Annotated in this window: 19 protein-coding genes; 1 reads left to right on the top strand and 18 read right to left on the bottom strand. The window is 29.8% G+C overall.

The window, feature by feature from the left end; all coding sequences use genetic code 11:
* The first annotated feature begins 18 nt into the window (after positions 1 to 18).
* Positions 19 to 1,191, top strand: a complete 1,173-nt coding sequence (locus DFQ10_RS06835; protein WP_115816661.1) for a proline dehydrogenase family protein — start codon at positions 19 to 21, stop codon at positions 1,189 to 1,191.
* Between the two features lie 76 nt (positions 1,192 to 1,267).
* Here DFQ10_RS06835 and DFQ10_RS06830 read toward each other — a convergent pair whose 3' ends face one another.
* The 18 genes from DFQ10_RS06830 to DFQ10_RS06745 form a co-directional block, all read right to left on the bottom strand.
* Positions 1,268 to 3,643, bottom strand: a complete 2,376-nt coding sequence (locus DFQ10_RS06830; protein ID WP_115816660.1) for a GumC family protein — start codon at positions 3,641 to 3,643, stop codon at positions 1,268 to 1,270.
* An 18-nt stretch (positions 3,644 to 3,661) separates the two neighbouring features.
* Positions 3,662 to 4,438: a polysaccharide biosynthesis/export family protein gene (locus DFQ10_RS06825; protein ID WP_115816659.1), complete on the bottom strand. Its 777-nt coding sequence runs from the start codon at positions 4,436 to 4,438 to the stop codon at positions 3,662 to 3,664.
* Between the two features lie 32 nt (positions 4,439 to 4,470).
* Positions 4,471 to 6,366: a polysaccharide biosynthesis protein gene (locus tag DFQ10_RS06820; RefSeq protein WP_115816658.1), complete on the bottom strand. Its 1,896-nt coding sequence runs from the start codon at positions 6,364 to 6,366 to the stop codon at positions 4,471 to 4,473.
* Entirely contained in the window at positions 6,360 to 7,487 is a 1,128-nt protein-coding gene (locus DFQ10_RS06815; protein WP_115816657.1) for a DegT/DnrJ/EryC1/StrS family aminotransferase, read from the bottom strand. The genes DFQ10_RS06820 and DFQ10_RS06815 overlap by 7 nt, the downstream gene beginning before the upstream one ends.
* 392 nt (positions 7,488 to 7,879) lie before the next feature.
* Positions 7,880 to 8,878 (bottom strand): peptidoglycan bridge formation glycyltransferase FemA/FemB family protein, encoded by a 999-nt coding sequence (locus DFQ10_RS06810; protein ID WP_115816656.1) that lies wholly within the window; start codon positions 8,876 to 8,878, stop codon positions 7,880 to 7,882.
* A gap of 29 nt (positions 8,879 to 8,907) precedes the next feature.
* A complete protein-coding gene (locus DFQ10_RS06805; RefSeq protein ID WP_115816655.1) occupies positions 8,908 to 9,531 on the bottom strand; it encodes a sugar transferase in 624 nt (207 codons plus the stop codon).
* Between the two features lie 7 nt (positions 9,532 to 9,538).
* The gene (locus DFQ10_RS06800) at positions 9,539 to 10,675 is read right to left on the bottom strand and encodes a glycosyltransferase family 4 protein (protein ID WP_115816654.1); all 1,137 of its coding nucleotides are present in this window, start codon (positions 10,673 to 10,675) and stop codon (positions 9,539 to 9,541) included.
* A gap of 6 nt (positions 10,676 to 10,681) precedes the next feature.
* A complete protein-coding gene (gene asnB / locus DFQ10_RS06795; protein ID WP_115816653.1) occupies positions 10,682 to 12,586 on the bottom strand; it encodes an asparagine synthase (glutamine-hydrolyzing) in 1,905 nt (634 codons plus the stop codon).
* 17 nt (positions 12,587 to 12,603) lie between these two features.
* Positions 12,604 to 13,758, bottom strand: a complete 1,155-nt coding sequence (locus DFQ10_RS06790; RefSeq protein ID WP_115816652.1) for a glycosyltransferase — start codon at positions 13,756 to 13,758, stop codon at positions 12,604 to 12,606.
* Position 13,759: 1 nt separating this feature from the next.
* The gene (locus tag DFQ10_RS06785; protein WP_115816651.1) at positions 13,760 to 14,833 is read right to left on the bottom strand and encodes a glycosyltransferase; all 1,074 of its coding nucleotides are present in this window, start codon (positions 14,831 to 14,833) and stop codon (positions 13,760 to 13,762) included.
* Between the two features lie 33 nt (positions 14,834 to 14,866).
* Positions 14,867 to 15,787 (bottom strand): hypothetical protein, encoded by a 921-nt coding sequence (locus DFQ10_RS06780; RefSeq protein ID WP_115816650.1) that lies wholly within the window; start codon positions 15,785 to 15,787, stop codon positions 14,867 to 14,869.
* A gap of 3 nt (positions 15,788 to 15,790) precedes the next feature.
* The gene (locus DFQ10_RS06775) at positions 15,791 to 17,224 is read right to left on the bottom strand and encodes an MBOAT family O-acyltransferase (protein WP_115816649.1); all 1,434 of its coding nucleotides are present in this window, start codon (positions 17,222 to 17,224) and stop codon (positions 15,791 to 15,793) included.
* A gap of 145 nt (positions 17,225 to 17,369) precedes the next feature.
* On the bottom strand, positions 17,370 to 18,086 hold the full coding sequence (locus DFQ10_RS06770; protein ID WP_115816648.1) for a GDSL-type esterase/lipase family protein: 717 nt from the start codon (positions 18,084 to 18,086) through the stop codon (positions 17,370 to 17,372).
* A 45-nt stretch (positions 18,087 to 18,131) separates the two neighbouring features.
* Positions 18,132 to 19,325 (bottom strand): hypothetical protein, encoded by a 1,194-nt coding sequence (locus tag DFQ10_RS06765; protein ID WP_115816647.1) that lies wholly within the window; start codon positions 19,323 to 19,325, stop codon positions 18,132 to 18,134.
* Positions 19,325 to 20,392, bottom strand: coding sequence for a glycosyltransferase family 4 protein (locus DFQ10_RS06760; protein WP_115816646.1), 1,068 nt, complete (start codon positions 20,390 to 20,392; stop codon positions 19,325 to 19,327). Before DFQ10_RS06760 ends, DFQ10_RS06765 begins: the two co-directional genes overlap by 1 nt.
* On the bottom strand, positions 20,392 to 21,732 hold the full coding sequence (gene murJ, locus DFQ10_RS06755) for a murein biosynthesis integral membrane protein MurJ (protein ID WP_115816645.1): 1,341 nt from the start codon (positions 21,730 to 21,732) through the stop codon (positions 20,392 to 20,394). Before murJ ends, DFQ10_RS06760 begins: the two co-directional genes overlap by 1 nt.
* Before the next feature lie 19 nt (positions 21,733 to 21,751).
* A complete protein-coding gene (locus DFQ10_RS06750) occupies positions 21,752 to 22,849 on the bottom strand; it encodes an acyltransferase family protein (protein WP_115816644.1) in 1,098 nt (365 codons plus the stop codon).
* 136 nt (positions 22,850 to 22,985) lie between these two features.
* Complete coding sequence (locus DFQ10_RS06745; protein ID WP_115816643.1) at positions 22,986 to 24,602, bottom strand: glucosamine inositolphosphorylceramide transferase family protein; 1,617 nt, start codon at positions 24,600 to 24,602, stop codon at positions 22,986 to 22,988.
* Between the last annotated feature and the right edge of the window lie 379 nt (positions 24,603 to 24,981).

Below are 24,981 nucleotides of genomic sequence, written 5' to 3'. Positions count from 1 at the left end.
AGATATATTATTTAGCTAATGATTAATCACTCTCTTTTTGAAAACACAGATACAGCTTTTACATTAAAGTCAGACTCTGAACTAGAACGTGCCTATTTTTTGTTTAAAATGATTTCTTCTGAACCTTTGGTTCGCATAGGAACTGCAGCAACTAATTTTGCGTTAAAAGCCCATTTACCTGTCGAAAAACTAATTCGCGCTACTGTTTTTGATCATTTTTGTGGAGGAGTAAATGAAGACGATTGTCTGTCTGTTATAGATAAATTATATACAGAACGGGTTTGTTCTGTTTTAGATTATTCTGTAGAGGGGAAATCTGTGGAAAATCAGTTTGATAATGCATTAGAGAAAATATTAAAAATCATTAATTTCTGTGACGAAAGAGAGGCGATGCCTATAGTGGTGTTTAAGCCAACAGGGTTTGGTCGTTTTTTATTGTATCAGAAAAAGACTGAAGGTGTTGAATTAACGGAAGAAGAAGAAGCTGAGTGGAATAGGATAGTAGTTCGTTTTGATACGGTTTGCAAACTTGCAAAAGAAAAAGATGTAGAGGTATTAATTGATGCTGAAGAGAGTTGGATGCAAACTGCAGCCGATGATTTGGTAGAAGAGATGATGCAGCGTTATAATAAGGATGTTACAGTAGTTTATAACACGCTACAATTGTATAGATGGGATCGTTTAGATTACTTAAAACAATTACACCAGCGCGCAAAGGCTAATGGTTTTAAAATTGGCATGAAGATAGTTAGGGGAGCGTACATGGAAAAAGAACGAGAAAGAGCGCTAGATAAAGGATACGATTCGCCAATTTGTGAAAATAAAAAAGCAACCGATGATAATTTTAATGAAACACTAAGTTATATTCTTAATAATTTAAAAGAAATTTCTGTATTTATAGGTACGCATAATGAAGCTAGTTGCTATTTAGCTTTAGAATTAATGGAGACTCTTAATATCTCAAAACAAGATAATAATGTGTGGTTTGGACAATTATATGGCATGAGTGATCATATTAGTTTTAACTTGGCTGCAGAAGGTTATAACGTAGCTAAATATATTCCTTTTGGTCCTGTGAAAGATGTTATGCCTTATTTAATAAGAAGAGCAGAAGAGAATACATCTGTAGCTGGACAAACTAGTAGAGAGTTATCACTTTTAAAAGCGGAAAGAAAAAGACGTAAACTTTGATTAAATAATTACGATATTTTAAAGTAAAATAAGAAAGCCACTACTTCAGTAGTGGCTTTCTTATTAGTAGTATAAATTATGATTTACCAAACTGATACCATTTTTTCTTTTTTAAAGGATTGTTTCCGTAACCATAGCCATAACCATAGCCACCATATCCTTTTTTGCCAACTTTAATACCGTTTAATAACATGGTCATGTTAGGTAATCGTTGTTCCTTATGCAATGGCTCTGCAACATGTTTTAATAATCGTTTATCTATTTTATCCACACTTACTACATATACAAATATGTCTGCTAAATGTGAAATAAGTAAAGTGTCGCTAACTATACCTACAGCAGAAGTATCTGCAATAATGTAATCGTATTTAGTATCAAAATGATTAAACAACTCTTCAACTCTATCATTCATCAATAATTCTGAAGGATTTGGTGGAATTGTACCAGATGAAATTATGTCTAAGAACTTATTATCTTTATGTTTAATGACCACATCTTCAGGCTTTAAAGATGTATCAGCTATATAGTCTGAAAGCCCTTGTTGTTGGCTTTCAAGTCCTAAATAATCTAAAATCTTAGGAACTCTAATATCTGTTTCAACTAAAAGAACGGATTTGCCCGCATAGGCAATTGAGGATGCTAGATTAGTACTCGTATGAGATTTCCCTTCTTGTGGTATGGTTGATGTTATGAATATTTTTTTAGAACGTCCTTTAATGTTTCGAAGCATAAAATCTATATTAGATTTTACAATTCTAAACGCTTCTGCTTTAGGCGAATAATCAACTTTTTTAACTAATTGTTGTTTTTTTGAACTTTTTGGAATATCCCCTAAATACGGAATATTTAATATGGACATTAAATCCTCTTTTCTATAAAGCTTAGTATTGAGTAGATCTGCAATATAAATAAAGGCAATAGGTACTCCCATACCAAATATTAAAGAAGCGATATATACAATCATAGTATTTGGAGCTATAGGCTTGTGGGAAGAATATGCTCTATCTACGATTTTAGCGGTAGGAGCATACATTCCTAATCTAATAGCAGATTCTTCTTTTTTCTCCAATAGATAGAGGAAAAGAGATTCTTTAATGTCTTGCTGTCTTTTTATATCTTTAAATTGTCGCTCTTTTGTAGGAGCGGAGTACAGTCTTCCTTGTATTCTCGAATTTTCTCTATTTAGGTTACTTAAAGTTAATTGAGATGTCGCTTTAATATTTTTTAAAGAATTTTGAAGATTCCTTTTTAACGATGCAATTTGATTATTCAATTGAATAACTGTAGGGTTCTTTTCTGTTGAGTTTTTTAGAAGTCTATCACGTTCAGCAACTAATTCATTATGGCTTTTTATAACTTGCGATGTATTTGAATCGCCAATACCTATATCTGCAGGTAATAAATCACTTGTTTTATTCTCACTAGAGATTTCTTCTTCTAAATAAGAAATCATTTGAATACTATTTGCAGTAGAAGATATTTGTGATTGAATATGTTGACCAGTTTGGAGGTTGAGATCTGCCTGAGAACTTAAAGCAGTAAGATTATTTTTTTGTTGTAATTCCTCAGCGGTAAAGTCAACCTTTTCCAATTCAGACGAGACTTGCAATAGTCTATTGTTTATAAAATCTGAAGTAGACTTAACTACAGCTTCCTTGTCTAATAATACATCTTTATTATATTCTTCAATGAGTTGATTTAAAATATCTGCGGCTTTGTATGAATTACTATCTTTTAAATCTAATTTAATGACACTAGAGCCTGTCTCTGTAGATACTTTTATTTTCTGTTGATAGCTATTTACAATATTGCGAACTGAAGAAATTGATATTTTTAAATTACTACCTATTATTGGCGCGTGTTCACCAACGTTTGGAATTAATACAATATCACCAAATCCTGTTTTAATTCTAGATCCAAAATCATAGGACTTGCCTTTTTGTTCATCTCTATCTATAAGAGATTTACCTTCATTTTTAAAAGCTAAAAATTGAGTAGGGGATTTTACTTTTATATATAATGTAGTATCAAGATTATATAAAACAGAATCATTAGCAAAAAAACTTAGCTTTACGGGTGGGTTATTATAGATTTCACGTTCTTTTATACTTCCTTCCGCGAAACATCTAATATTAAGTTTTAATTCTTTTACTACATTCTCGATTAAAGTTCTAGACTGAATGGTTTCAATTTCATCTTTAATTTTATTAGTACCATCAGAAAACAAACCTTTACCTGAGGATTCTCCATTAGTTTCTAATTTTTGAGATTGTTTTTCATCCCTTATTTTTATTGTTGCACTAGCGCTATATTGATATGTTGTATAGCGTAAATACGTATAGCCAAGAAAAAGGGCTACAGCGCAGCAAAAAAGTAATAGTTTCCAGTGTGACAGAAATAAATCTACACTTTGTCTAATTTCATTAGGGCTTGAAACAGGTTTAGATTCCATAAAAGATTTTAATTGATACTATTTTATTAAGAATACCGCTAATATTGTAGTTAGTGTACCTATTGCAGAGATTAATACTCCATTATTTTGGTTATATGTAGAAGACCTAATTTTTGCGTTGTTTGGTTCTACGTAAATTATGTCATTCTGTTGTAAATAATAGAGGTGAGAATTTACTGTATTTATAGATGTCAAATCAATATTAGCAAATTTCTTCTTTCCATCTACTTCTCTTATTAATTTAACATTCTTACGTTTACCAAATATAGTTAAATCATTGGCATAACCAAGGGCCTCAATAAGCGTAACTCTTTCGTCTTGCATAGTAAAAGTTCCAGGATTACTAACTTCACCAATTACTGTAATGGTAAAATTCACCAATCTAACATTTACAATAGGTTCGTTTGCCATTTCTTTAATACGATCAACTAGTAATGCAGTTAAATCTGTGCGTGTTAAACCTTCAACTTTTATGGTTCCTAAAACTGGAAATTCAATATTACCATTATAATCTACTAAGTAGGTTTGCTGTTGTAAAGTACCTTGAGCACTTCTTAAATCACTTGTATTGTTTGATACCGTTGGTAAATTAAAAGGTCTTACAGTATCTGGATCTAAAGCAGAAACGTTGATAGTTAAAATATCATCTGGTTTATAGATTAATTGTGTTGGCTCAGACGTAAGTTGCCCTTCTTCTAAAGGTTCATCCTGAAAATAAACAATGCTCTTTCTAGATGCACAAGAAGTAGCGGTGATTATTGCTAAAATCGATATAATAAGAATACGTGTTTTCATTTGAGTCAATTTATAGGTTTCCTAAAAATGGGTTATTTTTTTATGTCTAATACTTCATAAGTAGAATTATTAGAAATATATTCTGGTATTAAAAATTTAATCGAAGATACTATTTCTAAAGGCTGTGTTAAAGAATTAATAGTGGTAAGTTTATTAATTTGATTTTCTACACTAACAATATCAACATGTCTTGATTTTGCAATCATTATTTTTTCATGGTAAGTTTTCTTTGTGTTTTCACCATCAGCTAGTAATTCTTCATATATTTTTTCACCTGGCCTTAATCCCGTGATTTTTATATCAATATCTTCAGGATAGCGCAAACCAGAAAGAATAATCATATTGGTTGCTAAGTTAAATATCTTAATAGGTTCTCCCATGTCAAAGACAAAAATCTCACCACCATTACCCATCGCTGCAGCTTCTAAAACAAGCTGACAAGCTTCTGGTATTGTCATAAAATAGCGTGTAATGTCTTTGTGAGTTACGGTTAACGGTCCACCTTTTTCAATTTGCTTTTTAAATAAAGGTATTACAGAACCATTTGATCCTAAAACATTTCCAAATCTTGTGGTAATAAACTTTGTGTGACCTTTACCTTTAAGACATGTAGCGTAAAGCTCTGCAATTCGTTTTGTAGCACCCATAACATTTGTTGGGTTTACTGCTTTATCTGTTGAGATTAAAACAAACTTATCTACACTGTGTTTTACAGCAATATCTGCTACGTTTTTAGTCCCACCAATATTAACACTAACCGCTTCAAAAGGATTGTTCTCCATTAAAGGTACATGCTTATATGCGGCAGCATGAAAAACAATTTTAGGCTTATATTGATTAAATATTTGGTCTATTCGGGTTCTATTACGGACATCGGCAACAATGGCTTCAATATTCTCTAAGCCTTGTTGTCTAAATTCTTGTTGAATATCATAAAGTGCTGATTCTGCATTATCTACTAGAATTAACTTTTTGTAATTGTAGAGGCTAACTTTTCTACAGATTTCACTTCCAATTGAACCAGCTGCACCAGTAATTAGTATGACTTTATTATCATACTGTTCTTCTAAATCCGGATTTTTTATACTTATTGGATCTCTTCCTAAAAGGTCTTCAATCTTAACTTCTTTTATTTGGCCAACGCTTAAGTCTCCATCAATCCAACTTTGAACAGGAGGAACAATCTTAACTTTTAGTCCCAGCGAAAAAAGATTCCCTGTAATTTGTAGTAAACGAGAAGGGTCTATATTTTGAATTGAAATAATAACATCTTCAACTTTATTCTTTTCAATGAATTCCTTGTCGATGGCTTCAATATTATAAACTTTTAATAGGTTTATTTTTTTTCCTATTTTTCTTTCGTCATCATCAACAAAACCAACAACTTCAACACCGTTTTTAGTGTCATTTTGAATGGCATCATAAGTAAGCATACCAGAATTACCTGCTCCAAAAATTAAGACATTAGAAATTGATTGAAAATCTTGAGTAATATGAATATAAAGTGATTTTATAAACAATTTCGCTCCAATCAAAAATAAGATGTTAAGTAATAAATGGATATATATAATTGAACCCGATATATCAAAAATATTCCCTTCTTCAAAAAACTCTCTACTTACAAAAGTACAGCAGATGAGTATTGTAGCTAAAATATTTGCTCCTATAATGAGATTAACAATATCTTTAAAACCTGTAAACCTAACAACTCCTTTGTAAGAGCCAACAGAGATAAGACTAATTGCTGCTATAATAGCTACATAAGGTATTTGTTTAAAAAGTGTTGCAAAGTCAAACTCAATTGTAAAATTAAACCGAATTAAATAGGCCATGAAAAATGTAGCAACTATTATAGCTATATCAAATAGGAGCACAAGCCATTTTGATGCATATTTTTCCGATATTTTATTTAGAAATTGAATTAACATGTTACAAAATACGTATTTATTGCAGAAACTACTCTATCTAATTCAGCATCAGTTAAATTTGATCCACTAGGCAAGCATAAACCTTTTTCAAATAATTCGTCTGAAACTCCATTAAGATAACTTGGAGAATCTTTAAATACCGGTTGTTGATGCATTGGTTTCCATAATGGTCTAGACTCAATATTCTCTTTTTCTAAAGCCAGTCTTAAGCCTTCTCTAGTGCTTTCTGAATCTAAAAGAATACAACTTAACCATCGATTAGAAAAGTAACCTTCTGGCTCTTTTAAAAATGTAATTTTATCATTCTCTTTAAAACTATTTACATAAAATTCATGGTTAGAACGACGCTTGGCTACATGGCTATCTAATATGGTCATTTGTCCACGACCTATACCAGCAACAATGTTAGACATTCTATAATTATAACCAATTTGAGAGTGTAAATAGTGAGGTGCATTATCCCTTGCTTGTGTAGCTAGAAATACTGCTTTTTGTTTATTTTCTAAAGTCTTAGATACTAAAGCACCACCACCAGATGTGGTTATTATCTTATTACCATTAAATGATAATATTGAAAATTCACCAAATGTGCCGCAGTTTTTGCCTTTATATGTGCTTCCTAACGATTCTGCACTATCTTCTACTACAGGAATGTTGTATTTTGAAGCAATATCATTAATTTCAGTAACCTTGTAAGGCATACCGTATAAATGAACGGCAATAATCGCTTTAGGTTTATTTCCTTTTTCTATTCTATCTTTAATAGCTATTTCTAATTGAATAGGGCACATGTTCCATGTGTCTCTTTCACTATCTACAAAAACAGGTGTAGCACCTTGATATACTATAGGATTTGCAGATGCAGAAAACGTTTTACTTTGGCAGATGACTTCATCACCATGACTAACACCTAGTAATATTAGGCTCAGATGTAGTGCGGACGTACCAGAAGCTAATGCAGCCACATGGCAGTCTTCTTTTAAATAAGATTTTAAATCGTTTTCAAAGTTGTTAACGTTTGGTCCTAGTGGAGCTACCCAATTAGTATCAAATGCTTCTTTTACGTAAGATTGTTCATTACCACTCATGTGTGGTGATGAGAGCCATATTTTTTCATTCATAGGTTAATGCTTTAAGTTAGTACCTAAAGGTTATAATTTAAAGGTGTTTGGGACCCGTTAATTAATTGCATTACAGATGGCTAATATAAGTCCTAATAATTTAAACCATGAAACAAAAATAATAATTTACGACAAACTGTAAAAATTACACGATATATAAGAATTTTACTATTCTTAAGTGTATAAAAATCAGATGAAAAGCATCGATATAACTTAAGGTTTTTAAGTAATTACACTTAAATTAACTAGATTATGCGGTTGATGACTAATTTTAAGTCCTTCTTTTATAAATTAGAACATTGTCTTTACTTATCTTATTATATGAAAATACTCCTAGGTGAAATTTAAGTTCTGAGTTTTAAATGAAGTTAAATTGTACTCTAATTAAATTTTTAAGATCGATATTTAGGGAAGAAGTCGGTCTCATTTTTAGATTGAGATAACTGATCGTAAACCATCTGATTAACAATGTATTTCCAAACTTTAAAAGTTCTAAAATCTTTTGAAAAAGAGGCTTTAAATTCAAATAATGAATCGTGCTCGCTTCCTAATCCACCTCCTAAATTAAAAACTTTATAACCTTGTTCTGTGGCTTGTAGTCTCATTTCATCTAAGAATAGTTTTGAAGGTTTTAATCTTAAATGTTCTGTACGTGTACCAGATAAGTGATATTGGACTATGTTTTTGGTTTTAACAAACATAGAACCCGCAACAAATTCGTTAGACTCTAAATGTTTAACTAATAGGATATCTGTATCAAAATCAGTAATATTCATGAAGTTAAGGAAATACTCTTTACTGAAGAAATAACTTTCTTTAGCATCAAGACGTTTCATGTTTTCATAGTAAATATCTACAAATTCTAGAATTTCTTCTTCGGTTTCAGCTTTAACTACTTCGCACTGTTTTCTTAGCTTATTAATTTGGTTTTTATTAGATTTTCCATAAGCCATGCGAGATTGCTCAATTGGTAAAGACACATCAATATTAACAACATCACCTAAACTAACTGTATCACCTAAATTCTCTAATATTTTATCTTGTTGGATGTAAGGATGTAATCGGCTAAATACAGACACAATATTCTTTGCTTCTAAATAAGTATTAAAAGCGGCCTTAAAATCATCAAAATTATATGTTTCTGTGTCTACATTACTAAGCGGACCTGCATATCCGTAAACTGATGTAAGATCATAATATTCTGTATTTGGTATTTGACGAAGTAATAAAGGTAAAACTATGATTGCTTTTTCTTTCTTATAAGTCAACAATACAGGTGTTTCATCTTCATTTTTAGAAATGTTATGATAATCGTAAGTGTGGTAAAAATCGTAGTCTTCTATTTGTTTTAAAATAGAATTCCATTCTGCTTTATCCTTAATTTCTATCATTTTTTAATAAACTTTATAAAATATAGTTATCAGTCTTGAGTAGTTTTTGTTCCTGTAAACATTGGCATATCTAAAGTTTCAGAACTGTTAATGTCACTTTTTTTAATGACTTTATAAAATGTTAGCCAAAGTATTTTTAAATCTAAAAAAAATGACTGATTATCAACATAATATACGTCGTATTCAAATTTCTGTTCCCATGTAATCGTATTGCGGCCATTAATTTGAGCCCATCCTGTAATACCTGGCATTACCTCATGTCTTCTGTTTTGTTCTTTATTATAGTGCTCTAAGTATTCAGGAAGTAGTGGGCGAGGACCAATTAAACTCATATCTCCTTTTAAAATATTTAGTAATTGTGGAATTTCATCTAACGAGTATTTTCTACAAATATCTCCTGTTTTTGTTACACGCTCTAATGCTGGAAGTAATTCACCATTAGCATCGGTTTTATCTGTCATGGTTTTTAACTTAATAATTGTAAAAAGTTTACCATGTTTACCTGTTCTGCGTTGATAAAAAAACGGTTTACCATTATTAGATATACTTAATATAATAATGAGTACCAAAAATATTGGAGAAATTAGAATTAAACCTATTAATGCGGCCGTAAAATCTAATAAGCGTTTTAAGAGATTTCTATATAGCTTCATATTATAATTACATTTTAAGCTCTCGCTTTATTAAAGTGATTAAATCATTGTTAATAATATCAACATCAAATCGTTCTTCAGCATATTTTCTACTGTTTATTCCCATTTCCTTGATTTTTTCAGGGTTAGTAATAAAGAATTCCATGGGCTTTACTAAAGCATCAAGATTTTGAGGTTCTATTAAAAAACCATTTATTCCTTCTTTTACAGATTCCCTACAACCTACGGAGTCTGTTGTAATAATAGGGTTTCCACTTGCACAAGCTTCAAGTGTAGTTCTTGGTAATCCTTCTCTATAATAACTTGGGAGAACAAATATGTCTCTTTCTTTTAAATGATCTGGTATATTATTTTGAGGTCCATGAAAAACAATTATCCCTTTCTCATGTAACTCATTAATTTCATCAATACTAATTGCAGAAGGTGATGTTTCTGGTATGCCAATTAAATGAAATTCTGTTTTAGGATATTTAGCTTTTAAAATTCTAGCAGCATCCATATACAAAGCAATACCTTTTTCTTTTATTAACCTTGCAACCAAAAGAAAACTGACTTTGTCTGTTGCATCTTTTTCTTTAAATGAAAACTGTTTAAGGTTTACACCAGAGCCACTTACAAAATCAACTTTTTGTTGTTTTGATATTACTTTTCTATCTAAAAATAATTGATAATCGTCTTTATTTTGAAAAACAATTACCTTGTTCTTACGAATTGATAATTTATATAAATTCTCATTAAAGCGCTGTAAAAGTCTAGCTTTTGCTGTTAAACCAGTAAATGCATAACCCAAACCTGTGATTAACGAAATCACTGGAACGTTACACATATTTGCAGCCATTGAGCCATAGATAACAGGTTTTACTGTGTATGGAAAAACAAGATCTATTTTATGGTCTTTCATTAAAGATTTTAACTCTAATATAGATTTAAAATCCTTGAAGGGATTTAGTCCTGTACGTTGTAAATTAAACTCTAAAGGTGTTGCGCCTAGGGCTTTAATTTCTTCATAGAAGTTTTCAGTATAGCCTGGTGCTGCGGTAAATACCTCAAAACCATTATCAACCAAACTTTTAATAAAATCACCTCTAAATCTAATGAGAGAGCCATCATAAGATGCTATAAGTAAAATTCTTTTTTTCTCCATTTTGATTTAGTTTTGTTTAAGGAAATTAAATTTGTACCATTTCTGGAAACAGTAGTAAGACCATACTCTAAATGTACTATCCTTTTTACTGTCTAAATGATCTTGAACCAATTTAGTAATTACCTCAATATTAAATATGCCTTGAGATTTTAATAATTCAGGCTCTATATAGCTTTCTATTTCTTTTCTAAGGCTTTGTCTTAACCAATCTCCTGTTGGTGAGCCAAATCCACTTTTACTTTTTTCTAAGAACTCTGCTGGAAATTGATCCCTAAACGCTTCTTTAAGAATGTGTTTTTTGTTCCACCCTTTCATTAAATAATCTTCAGGTAAGGTGTTTGCAAACTCCCATAGCTCTTTATTTAGAAAAGGAGCTCTACACTCTAAAGACGTCATCATACTTGTTCTGTCTACTTTTGCTAACATGCCTCCTTCTAGACTTAATATTTTATCTACCAATCTAAAATCAGTTAAAGATGTAATTTTTTGTTTGCCCAAAACATCTTTATATTCTTGAAAAATATTAGAATCATAAAAATCAGGAGACATAATCTCTTCGAGCTGAGAGCTAGTGTTTGCTAAAGAAATAATATCCCAATAAAAATCACCTTCGTAATCAATAGCATTTAATAATTTATTAATCTGAAATTTTTTACCTCTTGTGTCGTCCTTATTAATCAGGTATTTATTACTTAAACCAGCAATCGTTTTATGTATGCCTTTAGGTACAACTCCAGTATATCTGTTGTTCATTTTACCTATGTAGTACTTGTTGTAGCCACCAAAAACTTCATCACCACCATCACCAGTTAATGCCACTGTAACATGCTCTCTAGTTTTTTCTGAAAGCAAATGTGTTGGAAGTGCAGCTGTATCTGAAAAGGGTTCATCAAAATTGACTAAAATTTCATGAATGTTGTTTTTAAGATCGTCTTCATCAATAATAAATTCATGATGATTACTATTTACCATATCTGCAACCACTCTAGATTTATCAGTCTCATCATAAGACGCTTTTTTAAATCCAATAGAAAATGTATCTATTTTTTTATCTGTAGATTGTGCTAAACAAAGTGAAATAATAGAAGAGTCAACACCTCCAGATAAAAAAGTTCCTAAACCAACATCTGCAATAGATCTGCTGTCTACACTTTTATAGACTAAATCCTTCGTTTTAGCTTTAGCGTCTTCAAAAGAAATATTGATAGCTTTTGGTTTAGGCTCTGCATTAATTTTGTGAATTGTGGTATTGTTTGTTGCTAAATCATATTCTATATAATGATTGGCTTGTAACTTGTATATATTATCGTAAATGGTGTGTGGAGCAGGAATGTAAGTTAGTCTGAAATAAAGATTCAATCCTTTTTTTGAAATATTTGGAGTAAAATCAATAGTCTTGATAATTGATTTTAATTCTGAAGCCCAAATAAATTCTTTATCGGTATGTGTGTAATACAATGGTTTTTCTCCAAAGAAATCACGAGCGATAAATAGCTTATTTATGTTTTTATCATAAATACTAAAACCATACATACCATCTAACCACTGAAAAGATTCAACGCCATATTTTTCGTAGGCTTTTAAAATCACTTCAGTATCACTAGAGGTATTAAAAGTTACACCTTCAGCTAATAATTTTGCTTTTAATATTTTGTAATTATAAATTTCCCCATTAAAAACGATAACAATTTGTTTATCGTCTGAAAATATAGGTTGCTTACCTGAAGACAAATCAATAATAGATAATCTTCGCATTCCCATACCAACAGTAAATTGATCATTTTCTTCTGCAAATAAACCATCTTGATCTGGTCCTCTATGAATAATTAAATTATTCATATTATTAAGAACAGTCAAGATATCTTCCTTATTTCTATAGGTTTTGGCTATAATGCCGTTAATTCCACACATACTTTAATTCGTTTTGTCTAATTAGCTATGGTTGTGCTATTTATTAGATCTATATATTTTTTTAAAATGGTATCTTTTTCGAAGTCTTTAATCCGACTTTTACTGTTTGTTTTACACGTTTCGGCGTAATTGCTGTTTTCTACAAAATAGCTAATCCCTTTCGCCATTAGGTCGGTATTTTTAATTGGCACTAAGATGCCATAATCGGTAATCATTATGTCCTCTTTCACCGTTTTTAATTCCATTATTTCACTAGGTCCAGATTGACAATTGGTACTTAATATTGGTAAATCACAAGCCATTGCTTCTAATAATACGTTTGGAAATCCTTCATGATTTGAGCCAAATATAAATAAATCTGCTGATTTTAAATATTGATAAGGGTTTGGACTAAAGCCCATTAAGAAAACTTGTTCTTTTAATCCTAGTTCTTCAATAAGTTTTTCTAAATGCTCATGTAAATCGCCAACTCCAAAAATATATAAATGCAATATAGGATTTTGTAGTTGATGAATAGCTCTTATAAGCATTTCATGATTCTTTCCTATATCTAAACGACCAAGTGTTATGATGTTGTATTTTTCAGAATCAAAAAATGATAAATTTGACTCTGTATTTTCTATTTTACCTAAATCAATAGGGTTATGAATTACTTTCATTTTTTCTGAAGGTACTTCAAAATTGTCAACCAAGTCACCAGCATTGCCGTAAGAATTAGAAATCACTAAATCAGACTTTTTATAAAGTGATTTAATTAAGGTTTTATTAAAACTTGACTGAAAGCCTTTATAACTGTATTGTAGGCTAGGGAAGGCCCTCTCGTTAGTAATCACCTTAAACTTATACGATGTTAGTTTACTAGCGATGACATTAATAAAAGAAGGTCTTGTTAAAAAGCTTAAGCTATGTGTTAATTTTAGTTCTTTTACTAGTTTGGCATATTTATAAGCTAAAACAGGTATTTTTAATGCTTTCTTAATGCCGCTTTCGCTAGGATCTGATTTTTCTATGTAATGAATCTTTGTGCTTTTTGGCACATTGTACTTTATTGTTGGATTCATTAAAATTAAATGAACATCAATATTATTGCTTACACAATATGATACAAGATATGAAACCACACGTTCTGCGCCTCCTCCAGATAATGAATAAATTAAAATACCAAGTCTCATTTTAGTTATGTATAATATTTTCAAACAAGTCTTCGTATTGTTTAAGAATAACGTTTTTATTAAATTTTTTAACGACGGAAGCTCTTACATGTTCAGGATTCCATTCTTTAAAATTGTTTAGTTTTTCTAAAAACTCTTCTTCATTTTCAACTAAAAAACCATTGATATTGTTTTCTACTATTTCTTTGGTACCACCTGGTGCATTAAATGCAATTACTGGTGTACCAACAACACAACTTTCTAATAAAGCATTAGGAAATCCTTCAACAAAAGAACCTTGTAAAAATAAATCGTGTTTTGAAATGTACTCATTTACCTCATTAGTAAATGGCACATGCTCAATACTGTCATAGATACCTAGCTCTTTTGCCTTTAGTAAAATGGCGTCTTTTAATCCACCACTTCCTACAATAGTATAATTAAAGGGGTGGTTAAATTTTGAAAGGATATCTAAAAGTCTTAAATGTCCTTTAACTTCAGTTAATCTACCTACGGTAATAAATTTTCTAACTTCTGTAAAAGGTTGTAAAGGCTTTACATCTGGTAGATTAGAAATTGGATTATTAATGACATGAATATGATCCTCTGGAATATTGAAGTTAGTTATCATGTCTTCAGCCATATCATGTGACTGGCAAATTAAGGCATCTAAATTTTTAAATCCATTTGGTAACAATCTAAAAGGAGACCATTGTCTTATCTTCTTTTCATTACTTCGTTTACTTAATACCGTAGCTTCTCTACCAATAAATTTAGTTTTCTTAAAAAAAGGCGAAAGCATTGACATCGCTGTATTAACATGCGAAATAGAGCTTACTACAATTTTTGGTTTGTTTTTTTTAATAAGACTAACAATAGAAGGTAAAGCGGTTAAAATTCGAGGTTTATTTAGGTAAATAACTTCAACATTGCTAACGTCGTACACTGAGTCTTTTTCAAAACCAGCAATGACTAACTGTGGTTGAAACTTCTTTTTATCAATGTTTTGAGATACAAATGAAATCACCCTTTCTGCACCACCTGCACTAAGTGATGGAAGAATAAACATTATTTTTATTTTGGGTTGATTGCTCATTTATATTAATTGAAATCTAAATTATAGATTATTCTATTTTAATAAAGCATTAGAAATTTGCTTTGCCACTTGTTCATGGCCGTAACAAGTCCAGTGGCTATCGTGATCAAATACCCATTTTTTATCATCTTTGCTAGAGTCTAAAACAATTATATTAAAGCCAAGATTTTTACATTGTTCAATAATTTCGGTATTACTATTAGGGTGAAATACAAAGACTTTATCTTTAGTGGAATAGTTATCTTTTATATAATTAATTAAATTAAATACTTCAGACTTTGATTTTAATATATCGTTATTCTCTTCAATAGCTTCACTAACTGTAGGTGCTTCTGCATTTTCTGATTGATTATTTAAAGGAAATCGAGTATAGAAATAGTAAAGTAATTTCCAATTATATAAAATCTTTTTAAATAAAGGTGCTTTCATTTTACCGTAAGCAATTGTTCCATTTTTAAGATTAACTTGCGTTATATCTTGTAAAGGTTGAATGTCTCTAATACTTTCATAAAAATCATTATTGTTTACGTAAACTAGTGTTTTTACTGGTTTTAAAGAATCTAAGTTTTTACTAATTTCCATAGCTTCAATAAGTGACACACCAGAACGACCGGCTTCCATGAAATTATACATTTTCATGTTTTTCTTTAAGAATGCTGATTGGTGACATTCATTGGGATTCATAAAATTTTCAATATATGAATCTCCAATTATCATGATAAGATTATCATAACTATTTGGTAATTCTCCTGGCCAACCTAATTTATTAATGCCCCATTTATGATCACCACCTTTCCAGTAACCTTCTTGGTTGGGGTAATATTTTTGTATCCCATTCTCGTCAATAACTCTTTGGGGAATATCAGACATTGTGTGTGTCACTCTAACAACAGTTTCTCCAACTATTAAAGCTAGAAGAAAAAATATTATTATATTTTTTAAGAATTTCTTCATGATTTAGAATTGAAAGTAAATAAATTGTTGTTCTTCTCCAGTAAAAGCAAACATTAATACAATTAGTAGTAGGTAAAATCCCCAACGTACAGGTCTATTTATAAAATCTACTTTTTCAATAGCATATTCTCCGCTTCTTCCTAACCATTCTGTAATGATGAAAAAGAATACTAAACCTAAAATGGTACTCGGGAAAATTTCTACCCAAGAAAATAGAGATCCTGAAAAGATACCTTTTAAATAAGAAAATGCATGTGTAACGTTATCTGCTCTAAAAAACACCCAAGCTATTAATGTTAATAAAAAGGTAAATCCCATCTGACCAAGCTCTTTTATACTTGGTAAATATTTTCCTTCAGCAACTAAGTTTGTGTTAACTCTATTTTTATTAGCTAATAATAACGGTAAAAAGTATAGAGCGTTTAGAGCTCCCCAGATTACAAAGGTCCAATTTGCTCCATGCCAAAAACCACTAACAATGAAGATGATAAATGTATTTCTGACCTTCATACTTGTGCCGCCTCTGCTTCCTCCTAATGGAATATAAAGGTAATCTCTAAACCATGTAGAAAGTGATATATGCCAACGTCTCCAGAACTCTGCGATATCTCTAGAGAAGTAAGGGAACGCAAAGTTTCTTTTTAAGTTAAAGCCAAATAATCTTGAAATACCAATAGCAATATCAGAATATCCTGAGAAATCTCCATAAATCTGAAATGCAAAGAAAAAAGCACCTAGTAGCAGTGTACTTCCATTATACTCTGTATGGTTATTAAATATTATGTTAGCATATTTAGCACAATTATCTGCAATTACTATTTTTTTAAATAATCCCCAAAGTACTTGTCTTAAACCATCGACCGCGTTCCTATAATCAAATTTTCGTTCAACTGAAAACTGAGGTAATAGGTTGGTCGCTCTTTCAATTGGACCAGCGACTAATTGCGGAAAAAAGCTAACAAAAGCCATGAAGCCTACAAAATCTTTAGTTGGTTCTAGCTTTCTGTTGTAAACATCTATAGTATAACTTAATGTTTGAAACGTATAAAAGCTAATTCCTACTGGTAATATAATATTAAGTGTATTTATACTGAATTCTGAGCCAAAAAACGTGAAGGAATTAATTAAGCTATCTACAAAGAAATTATAATATTTAAAAAAACCTAAGAAGCCAAGATTAACACAGATACTAATCCAAAGTAATGTTTTTCTAGTAGAGGGTTTCTCGTTTTTACCAAGCGCTATTCCTATAGAATAGTCAACTAAAGAGCTAAATAATATGAGTGACAGAAATCTCCAATCCCACCAGCCATAAAAAACGTAACTCGCAGCGGCAACAAGAAGATTTTGGGTTTTAATATTTTTACCACCAATGAGCCAATAAAGCGCAAAAACAATAGGTAGAAATATGAAAAATTCTATTGAATTAAAAAACATATATGGTTAAAATTTGGGTCATCATTATAATTGACTATAAATCCGAAATGTAAAGATGTCACAAGTGTGTAAAAGTATCAAAATTATTCTTTGAATGGACATTATATACTACTATCTGCAAGAAATTGCAAAAAGAGAAGATGAATTATTCTTCTATTTCTTGATTTAGAATGGGTTCGAGTATTTTTTTCCATTGATTGTAGCCGGAAGCAGTTAGGTGAATTCCATCTAATGAATATTGACTTTTTAGAGTGTAATTGTCTGAAAATGATTCATTAAGATTAATGAATGAAATGTCATTAGTTAAGCAAATACTTTCAAGATTTATGTTTACTTCATTGATTAATGAATTGAGTTTTTTATAATCTTTTTGAGTATCTGAAGTGTATAGAATTGAGCAAATAATGGGTTTAATATTATTGGTTTTTAATTCCTTAATTATAGTATCTATGTTTAACACTATAGTTTCTGTTTCTATGCCTTTTAATATATCATTAATACCTCCCATTACAACACAAACTTTAGGATTAACCCTATAGACATCATCTAATCTATTAAGCATACCTAAAGTAATATCATTACCAATTCCTCGATTAGCAATGTCATTTCTATTGAGTAGTTCATTCCAATCTACACGATAAGTGATTGAATTTCCTAACATAACTATATTCGCTTGTTTAGTGTAGAATTTATATAATTTTGTGTTGTGCTGATACTCCCAAGTATTTTGAAAATTATTTTCCGCCAAACTTTTAGGCTTTAGTTTATTGAGTAAACTATAGTAGAGTCCTCCTTTATAAATAACAAATAGCAACGTAATTAAAAGAATGATATTGATTAACATGCTATATTTAAGTTTCATTGGGAGTGTGTTTTAAAAACAAACTTAATAAAAAGAATATGTAAATTAAACCAATTCCCTTTCCTTATCATCAATTAGATAAGCCATATAAACAAAAAGAGCCATTAAATAAGTTTGATTAATAACACTCTGCAAGCTTAACATAAATATACACATCACTAACAATAATGGTAGAACAAAATAACGAATATCTGGTGCACTTCGTAACGTTTCTAAAAAGTAACGACCTAGCATAAATAAGAAAAAGAGTAGCGTAAAAATTCCCGCATCAGCCCAAACACCAACAATAGTATTATGGGCATGCTGTGAAATAGCAAAGTCTACACCATTACCAAGTATAGGGTTTTCAAAAACGTAATCATTTATAAGTTTCATGACTAATTCATTTCTTCCAGAATCATCAACCTCACTAGTATTAAAAGTAACAATATTAACTATGTTATTTATTTTATCTCTTTGTTGGCCAACCAAGTTTAAGTTTGCTGTTATTGTATTTAAGTTCGCTAAAGCTAAATATACAAAAGGAAGTAAGGAAACACCAACGATTAATTTAACCCCAGTAAAAAACTTGTGATTTAACATTACTAAACAAATAATGAAAACCATAAATCCTGTATTAGAAAATGTTAATAGCAATCCATAAACCATTACAGCAAGAATTATAAGCTTAAATAGTTTAAAAAATTTCTTTTGAGGATTATACAATTTAAATACTAAAATAAATGATATTATCGCTGCCAAAGCCGTGTTATTAGCATCCGCATAAACACCTCCTGAACGGTCAATTTTATATATGTATATTCCGCCATGGTCTAAATCAAAATTTATATTATATAGATGAATACTTAGAATACCTGATAAAACAAAAGCAATAACGGCTACATTTCTAAATACCTTTCTGTTCTCAGGAATACTTAGATAAACGTAAAATGCTAATACATAGAATAGAGGAATAATACTTACTAAAATATTAGCAGGATTGAAATGAATAGCGCTCGCCAAAATTGCGAACACAAAATACATGAGATAAAAAATAATCCATAAACGAGCTGTTTTAGACAATGGACCTCTGTCTTTTATGCATAAAGCAATACCCAGCAATAACAACCCCAAATTTCCATAAGCTATTATTTGAGCTAGAGCAATCGATACTAATCGTGTAACAAAAACTTGTAGATTAAAAACAGTTAGTACAAATGGTAGCAAAAAGCAGATATGAATAACGAGGCTCTTCTTCATTATTTTAGAATATTTTCAAAAATATTTAAATAATTATTATAAACAGCATCCATTTTATATCTATCTAAAGAATTAACGGCTTCACTTGTTAATTTAATTCTTAGCTCTGGATTATTTATTAGTTTATCTAAACCATCAGCCATTGCATTAAAGTTTTGGTCTTCTATAAGAATACCGTTCTTATCAGGGTTTATAATATCTGAAGGACCCGTAACACAATCGAAAGCAATACAGGCTGTTCCTCTCGCAAAAGCTTCGAGTATTACCATAGGTAATCCTTCTGTTCTGGAGGATAGCACGTAAATCTCAGATTCTGTCATAATTTCTGATACTTTTGTAGAATAACCTTCAAAAATAACTTGATCCTCTATTTGATGCTCTTTTGCTAGCTCTTTTAGAAATTTTGTACCTTCATCACCACCACCAACAAGCTTTAATTTCCAATCTTTATTTTTCTTTAAAACAGGAGAAATTAACATAATTAGGTTGTCAAAACCTTTATGATGATATCTATTTAAATCTCCAACGGCTAATATTATTTTCTTTCTATTCCTTTCGATTTCATTATATATATCAAACGTACATGGATTAGGCATTACATACACATTAACACCTTTGCTTTTATAATGTTGCTCATCAAATTTTGTAAGTACAGTTAGAGCATCAGATTTACGATACATATACTTTCTGGCTAATTTGCCTATAAAATCTGTTTCTCTTAAATGATTATTGTGTTCAGCGGAAACCACTTTAATACCTCTAAGTTTTCCTATGAGTGCACCAATGAAATTAGTTTGAGTCATAAAGGGCATTAGAATATCTGGTCTATTTTTTTTCTCAGAATAGAACTTATACAAGTTTATGATGCTTCTTATGGTATGATTTTTTATTTTACCATCATGTAATCTAATACGCTTAACCGATGAATTAGCCGAGAAGACTTCTGGTTCATTAAATGTAATAATGGTAACATCATGTCCTTTTTTATCAAAATGATTGGCCAATAAGATTAGTACACGTTCTGCACCACCAGCAACTAAAGAGCTTACTACAAAATCTATTTTCATTACCTAATCTTTTTATATTGTTTGTAAGTATAGCTGAAATAAAACACACTACCCAACATCAATACTATTGTTGTACTCATTACTAGTCCGTAAACCTCGTAATATTTCATTAGAATAATGTTCAAAATAATATTTATCGCTAAGTTTACTAATGAAACCCATGCCATAAATTTATTTTTATTAATGCTGGTTAAAAACTTAACCATAATTAATGTACACAGATTAAAAGGTACACTAATTAATAAAATTTGCTGAATTCTAGAAACCTTTAAAGTATCTTGATGAGTAAATTCTCCTCTTTCTAACCAAAGTTCTACAAACCAATCAGACATAAAAATACCGATTGCAATAACAACAAGTCCTGCTCCAAGAATAATTTTTAATGTTTTAAAAAGTTGATGATATGCAGATTTTAAATCTTCATTTACTAAACGCGAAAAGTGAGGAAGTATGACACTACCAATAGCCATAATTACAATTGTAACACCGAAAGCTGGGATGCTGTTTCCATACCTTAATGCAGAAATTGATCCTGCAACTAGTGAACCCACAAAGAATTGATCGATATAATTATTCATTGCAGAGAGAAAACTCGACGATATTTTTGGTGGTAACTGTTTAATCATCAGTCTAGAGTTGTCATTCATCACAGGTTTACTGATTTCAAAGTCATTAAATTTTATAGAAAAGAATAATAGATAAATAAAACCAACAATACTACCTGCTAAAGTTCCATAAGCCAATACCATTTGTCCAAAATCATCTATTAGAAATATTAAAAAGAAAATCATTGTAAGCAAAGAAAATAATTCAGCTAAAGTTGATACTAAAAAACGGTTAGCCACCTCTAATAAACCACCTAGCATTGAAGACATTCCCCAAAGAAATAAGGCTGGTAAAACAAAATTTAATTGTTTTTTTACAAGTATGTAATAAGATGCTTCTTTTCCTGGGTAAACAAGCTCTAAAATTATATCTATAGAAAAATAAGCTATTAAAACAGAAATTAATGAAATGATTATAGTTATAATAAAAATTATGGATTGAAAACTACCTTTATTACCCTCGTTTTTTAATTCTGTAATATAATTAGGAATGAAAATGTTTTTAAGCGAATTTATAAAGACACTTTGTATAAATGTTGGTACTAAAATCGCAATCATAAAAGTATCTAAAGCTTCACCTAATCCAAAACTACCAGCAATAATAGTTTCTTTATAAAAAGCAATGGCTTTAATAACGACACCAATTACTGCAACGGTAACCATGCTCTTTATGAGTGGGTTGCGTAATGAGGTGTTAACCTTATCAAATATATCTTTTAGTTTAAATGATGGCATTTTTGTAGAGTTACTTGCGCTAAAATTTAGTTTTAAGCTTTAAAAGAAGAGGGCTTGCTTTTAGCTTGTTTCTCATAAAGGTTCCTAATGGTTTTTCTATTTTTTTACTAATTAAATACGAAGCAACAAGCATTATTGCTATTACTAGAATTAACAACATCCATTTATTTACGGTATTTCCGAAATTATTAAAAATAATATAACCAATATTTTGATGTAATAAATAAAGAGGATAGGTTAGTACTCCAAGCGACATAAAAACACGCTTATTTAAAAATTGTAGTTTCCCTGTACTTATTAAAAATGTTGATATGAAAAAAATAGTAATCAATAATATAACTACCTCATTAGAAAATCCGTAACCATATTCCTCATTTCTAAAATTAACAGTTAAAATCGCATATCGCAAAGAAACACCATAAGCAATAATTACAGGAATAATATTCTTTATTATATTTTTTTCTGATTTCATTAAGAAAAAGAACATGCCTGCAACAAAGTAAGGATTCCAACGTGCAAATGTTACATAATAGATGACTTGAAGAAATTTTGGTGCGCCTGCAAACGGAATTATTAATTGTAGTATTGAGATAGCTAATAATAAATAGCCTAAGAATTTGATATACTTAAGCTTTTTGAAAAATAATATTATTCCTACAAGAATATAAAACTTTAATTCTATTACGAGAGACCAATAAACACCATCTACATGTTCTACGCCAAAAAAGCCGTTAAACATAGTTAAGTTAAATAACACTTGATTTAATGTAATATTAAAAACAGATCCACCAAATAGTGCTATTACAATAGCTGATATAACTACACAGAACCAAAATGCAGGATATAATCTTGTAAATCTTGAAATACAAAAATCTATTAAATTAGAATTTCTAACGGACATTAAAATTACAAAACCACTAATGATAAAAAATAAATCAACACCTAAATAACCATATTTAGAAAAGCTTTCTAATGGTTTAAATTCTAAAATAGAAAGACCATCCTTAGCGTAACCTCTAAAGCAATAATGATAAAATACAACGTATAGTGCAGCTATAAAACGAATTAAATCAAGATGATATAATCGATCTGATTTTGCTTTGGTTGCAATACTCATAATATGTAGGTTAAAATTTATTGTGGCAAATATGACTAAAAGGAATTAATCTGCACTCTTTTTAAGTTGATTGGAAATTAATTTCGTTAAAACAATGGTTTCCTATTTAATATAGCAACTCAAATTATATTAAAATTTAGAAAAACCGATTTCTCTTTATTTTAATATCGCTGATATAAAGTTGTTCTGCAGAATTAAAAGAATGTGTACAATTAATAGATTTGCTCCAGTCTGGTTTAATAGCAGCAATTATAGTTTCTTTAAAATCATTATTACTTAAAGTAGTAATTTCAGATATATTTAATCCATATCCATAATGATTGGAACAATTTTGAGAAGGTCTATAAAGTTTGTTTTTGGCTTTAAATAGCTTTCCTGCTGGTCTTGCTGTTTTAATATCAGAAACTATAGGGTTTAATGGGTGTGGCACCCACTCATCTGCAAATAATGAATTAGAAGAGAATAAATTAAGTTCTACATGTTTAGATTCACCTTTGTGTTTTTTTATGTTAGTGAACATCCAATAAGTATCATCTTCTTTATATATTGTGGTATCTACTGCAACAACATCTTTCATTATTACTTTTTCCAATTCCCATTTTAAAGGAAAATTAGTGGCTTTATATAATTGAATATCATTATTTCCACTTGTTTCTGGTATCATATAAAAATTCCCATTATCCTGAAAAACAAAAGGATAAGAGAGGTGATAATCTTTAACTAATATGGTTTGTGGTTTTGTGTAATTTCCTTCATCATCTATTTCCATAACAGCTAAATGACCAAGTTTATTTTTGTAAATTAATTCTTCAATAAATAGATAGGTGATGTCATTGTGTTTAATTAAAAAGGGATCTGCCCAAAAACGATCTTTCGGTGGTAATATTTTAGTATACTTTTTTAAATCGTAAGGATTTTCATTGTTTTTATTATTAAAAAAAATTAATGCCCACTGATCAAATTGAAACTTACTTTTTATTACTTGAAAAGCTTTCTTTAAATATAATGACGTGCCAAAACCTAAAATCTCAATATTTGATGGAGGTAAGAAAGGTATAGTTATTGGTTTATCGCTATAAATAGAAGCGTTAGAATTTAGTTTTTTATCAAATAATTCTATATAGGTAGACAAAAGTTTAAGATTTCTTTTCACTAAAGAATGAGATTGCCATAAAATATCATTTAGATTTCTTTTGTAGCTTAATCTATCTGTACAAGAAAATGTTTGATCTATAGTCTTAGGAAATTGCATTCCTGTGTTTATATATCTAAGAACACTAGTCATTTCAGGCTCTTTGTTTAACATCTCCCAAATACCATAAGGACGTTTGTTAATAGTTTCTAAATTACAATGATTTAAAAACCAAACTCCATATTTGGTTACATCTGCCAAGTCTGTTGGAGTACTATTATCAGTAAGGTTAATTATAACATCTAAATCGTAATCTTCAAGTTCACCAAAATTGCAACCCTGTGTAATCTTAAATAGAGGCATGTCTCTCAATAAATCTGATGTAATTGTTTCTTTTAAAGCATTAGGTGTCGGATTGAAAAACTTAGAATCAATTTTAAAAAAAATTTTCAATAAAAATGGTATTTTTTTATTGGAATTTCTATTCGTATTATCGTCAGCTTTGACGTTTATGTTCAATACTATTTCTGAAAAAGGAGAACTAATCAATTCGTCAATAATAGTTTTTTGCCAAGCAAAAGAGTGGACGTTTGTGATTAAAGCAATTCGTAATTTTTTCATAAAAAGAAAATTGAGAAATATTTAGGTAAATCAATTATAGTATAATAATTGCAAAAAAAACATTTTTAGCGTTAATGAACTAATTTGTACTGATAATAATAGACTCTAAATCTACCAATCTAATTAATCTTAGTAAAAATTAGTATTTATAACATAATACACTACTAACCTTTAAGTTAATAATATAACATAATTAAAAAAATCTGAGTTTAAGTTTGTTAATAACTCTGTATAACTAAAGAAATCACTTTGCTATTTGTTTACTATCATCATTATTTTTGTAAAAAAATCCGACAAAGTGTTAAATGTTTAACTGATATGGTCTAAACTCTTTGCATCACCGTATATGATTAAAGATTAAAATCATAACAATGATGTG

Origin of the sequence: Winogradskyella eximia (genome assembly GCF_003386165.1) — a bacterium.
GTDB lineage: Bacteria > Bacteroidota > Bacteroidia > Flavobacteriales > Flavobacteriaceae > Winogradskyella > Winogradskyella eximia.
Note: the sequence above shows the minus strand (reverse complement) of the source record. Positions and strands in the feature narration are given on the sequence as shown.

Bases quoted from the DNA above. Each gene is read 5' to 3' on its own strand.
- DFQ10_RS06770 (WP_115816648.1), bottom strand. From the start codon at position 18,086: ATGAAACTTAAATATAGCATGTTAATCAATATCATTCTTTTAATTACG.
- DFQ10_RS06800 (WP_115816654.1), bottom strand. From the start codon at position 10,675: ATGGAGAAAAAAAGAATTTTACTTATAGCATCTTATGATGGCTCTCTC.
- DFQ10_RS06765 (WP_115816647.1), bottom strand. From the start codon at position 19,325: ATGAAGAAGAGCCTCGTTATTCATATCTGCTTTTTGCTACCATTTGTA.
- DFQ10_RS06775 (WP_115816649.1), bottom strand. From the start codon at position 17,224: ATGTTTTTTAATTCAATAGAATTTTTCATATTTCTACCTATTGTTTTT.
- DFQ10_RS06830 (WP_115816660.1), bottom strand. From the start codon at position 3,643: ATGGAATCTAAACCTGTTTCAAGCCCTAATGAAATTAGACAAAGTGTA.
- DFQ10_RS06820 (WP_115816658.1), bottom strand. From the start codon at position 6,366: ATGTTAATTCAATTTCTAAATAAAATATCGGAAAAATATGCATCAAAA.
- DFQ10_RS06815 (WP_115816657.1), bottom strand. From the start codon at position 7,487: ATGAATGAAAAAATATGGCTCTCATCACCACACATGAGTGGTAATGAA.
- DFQ10_RS06750 (WP_115816644.1), bottom strand. From the start codon at position 22,849: ATGAGTATTGCAACCAAAGCAAAATCAGATCGATTATATCATCTTGAT.
- DFQ10_RS06805 (WP_115816655.1), bottom strand. From the start codon at position 9,531: ATGAAGCTATATAGAAATCTCTTAAAACGCTTATTAGATTTTACGGCC.
- asnB (WP_115816653.1), bottom strand. From the start codon at position 12,586: ATGTGTGGAATTAACGGCATTATAGCCAAAACCTATAGAAATAAGGAA.
- DFQ10_RS06785 (WP_115816651.1), bottom strand. From the start codon at position 14,833: ATGAGCAATCAACCCAAAATAAAAATAATGTTTATTCTTCCATCACTT.
- DFQ10_RS06825 (WP_115816659.1), bottom strand. From the start codon at position 4,438: ATGAAAACACGTATTCTTATTATATCGATTTTAGCAATAATCACCGCT.
- DFQ10_RS06835 (WP_115816661.1), top strand. From the start codon at position 19: ATGATTAATCACTCTCTTTTTGAAAACACAGATACAGCTTTTACATTA.
- DFQ10_RS06760 (WP_115816646.1), bottom strand. From the start codon at position 20,392: ATGAAAATAGATTTTGTAGTAAGCTCTTTAGTTGCTGGTGGTGCAGAA.
- DFQ10_RS06780 (WP_115816650.1), bottom strand. From the start codon at position 15,787: ATGAAGAAATTCTTAAAAAATATAATAATATTTTTTCTTCTAGCTTTA.
- DFQ10_RS06790 (WP_115816652.1), bottom strand. From the start codon at position 13,758: ATGAGACTTGGTATTTTAATTTATTCATTATCTGGAGGAGGCGCAGAA.
- DFQ10_RS06745 (WP_115816643.1), bottom strand. From the start codon at position 24,602: ATGAAAAAATTACGAATTGCTTTAATCACAAACGTCCACTCTTTTGCT.
- murJ (WP_115816645.1), bottom strand. From the start codon at position 21,732: ATGCCATCATTTAAACTAAAAGATATATTTGATAAGGTTAACACCTCA.
- DFQ10_RS06810 (WP_115816656.1), bottom strand. From the start codon at position 8,878: ATGATAGAAATTAAGGATAAAGCAGAATGGAATTCTATTTTAAAACAA.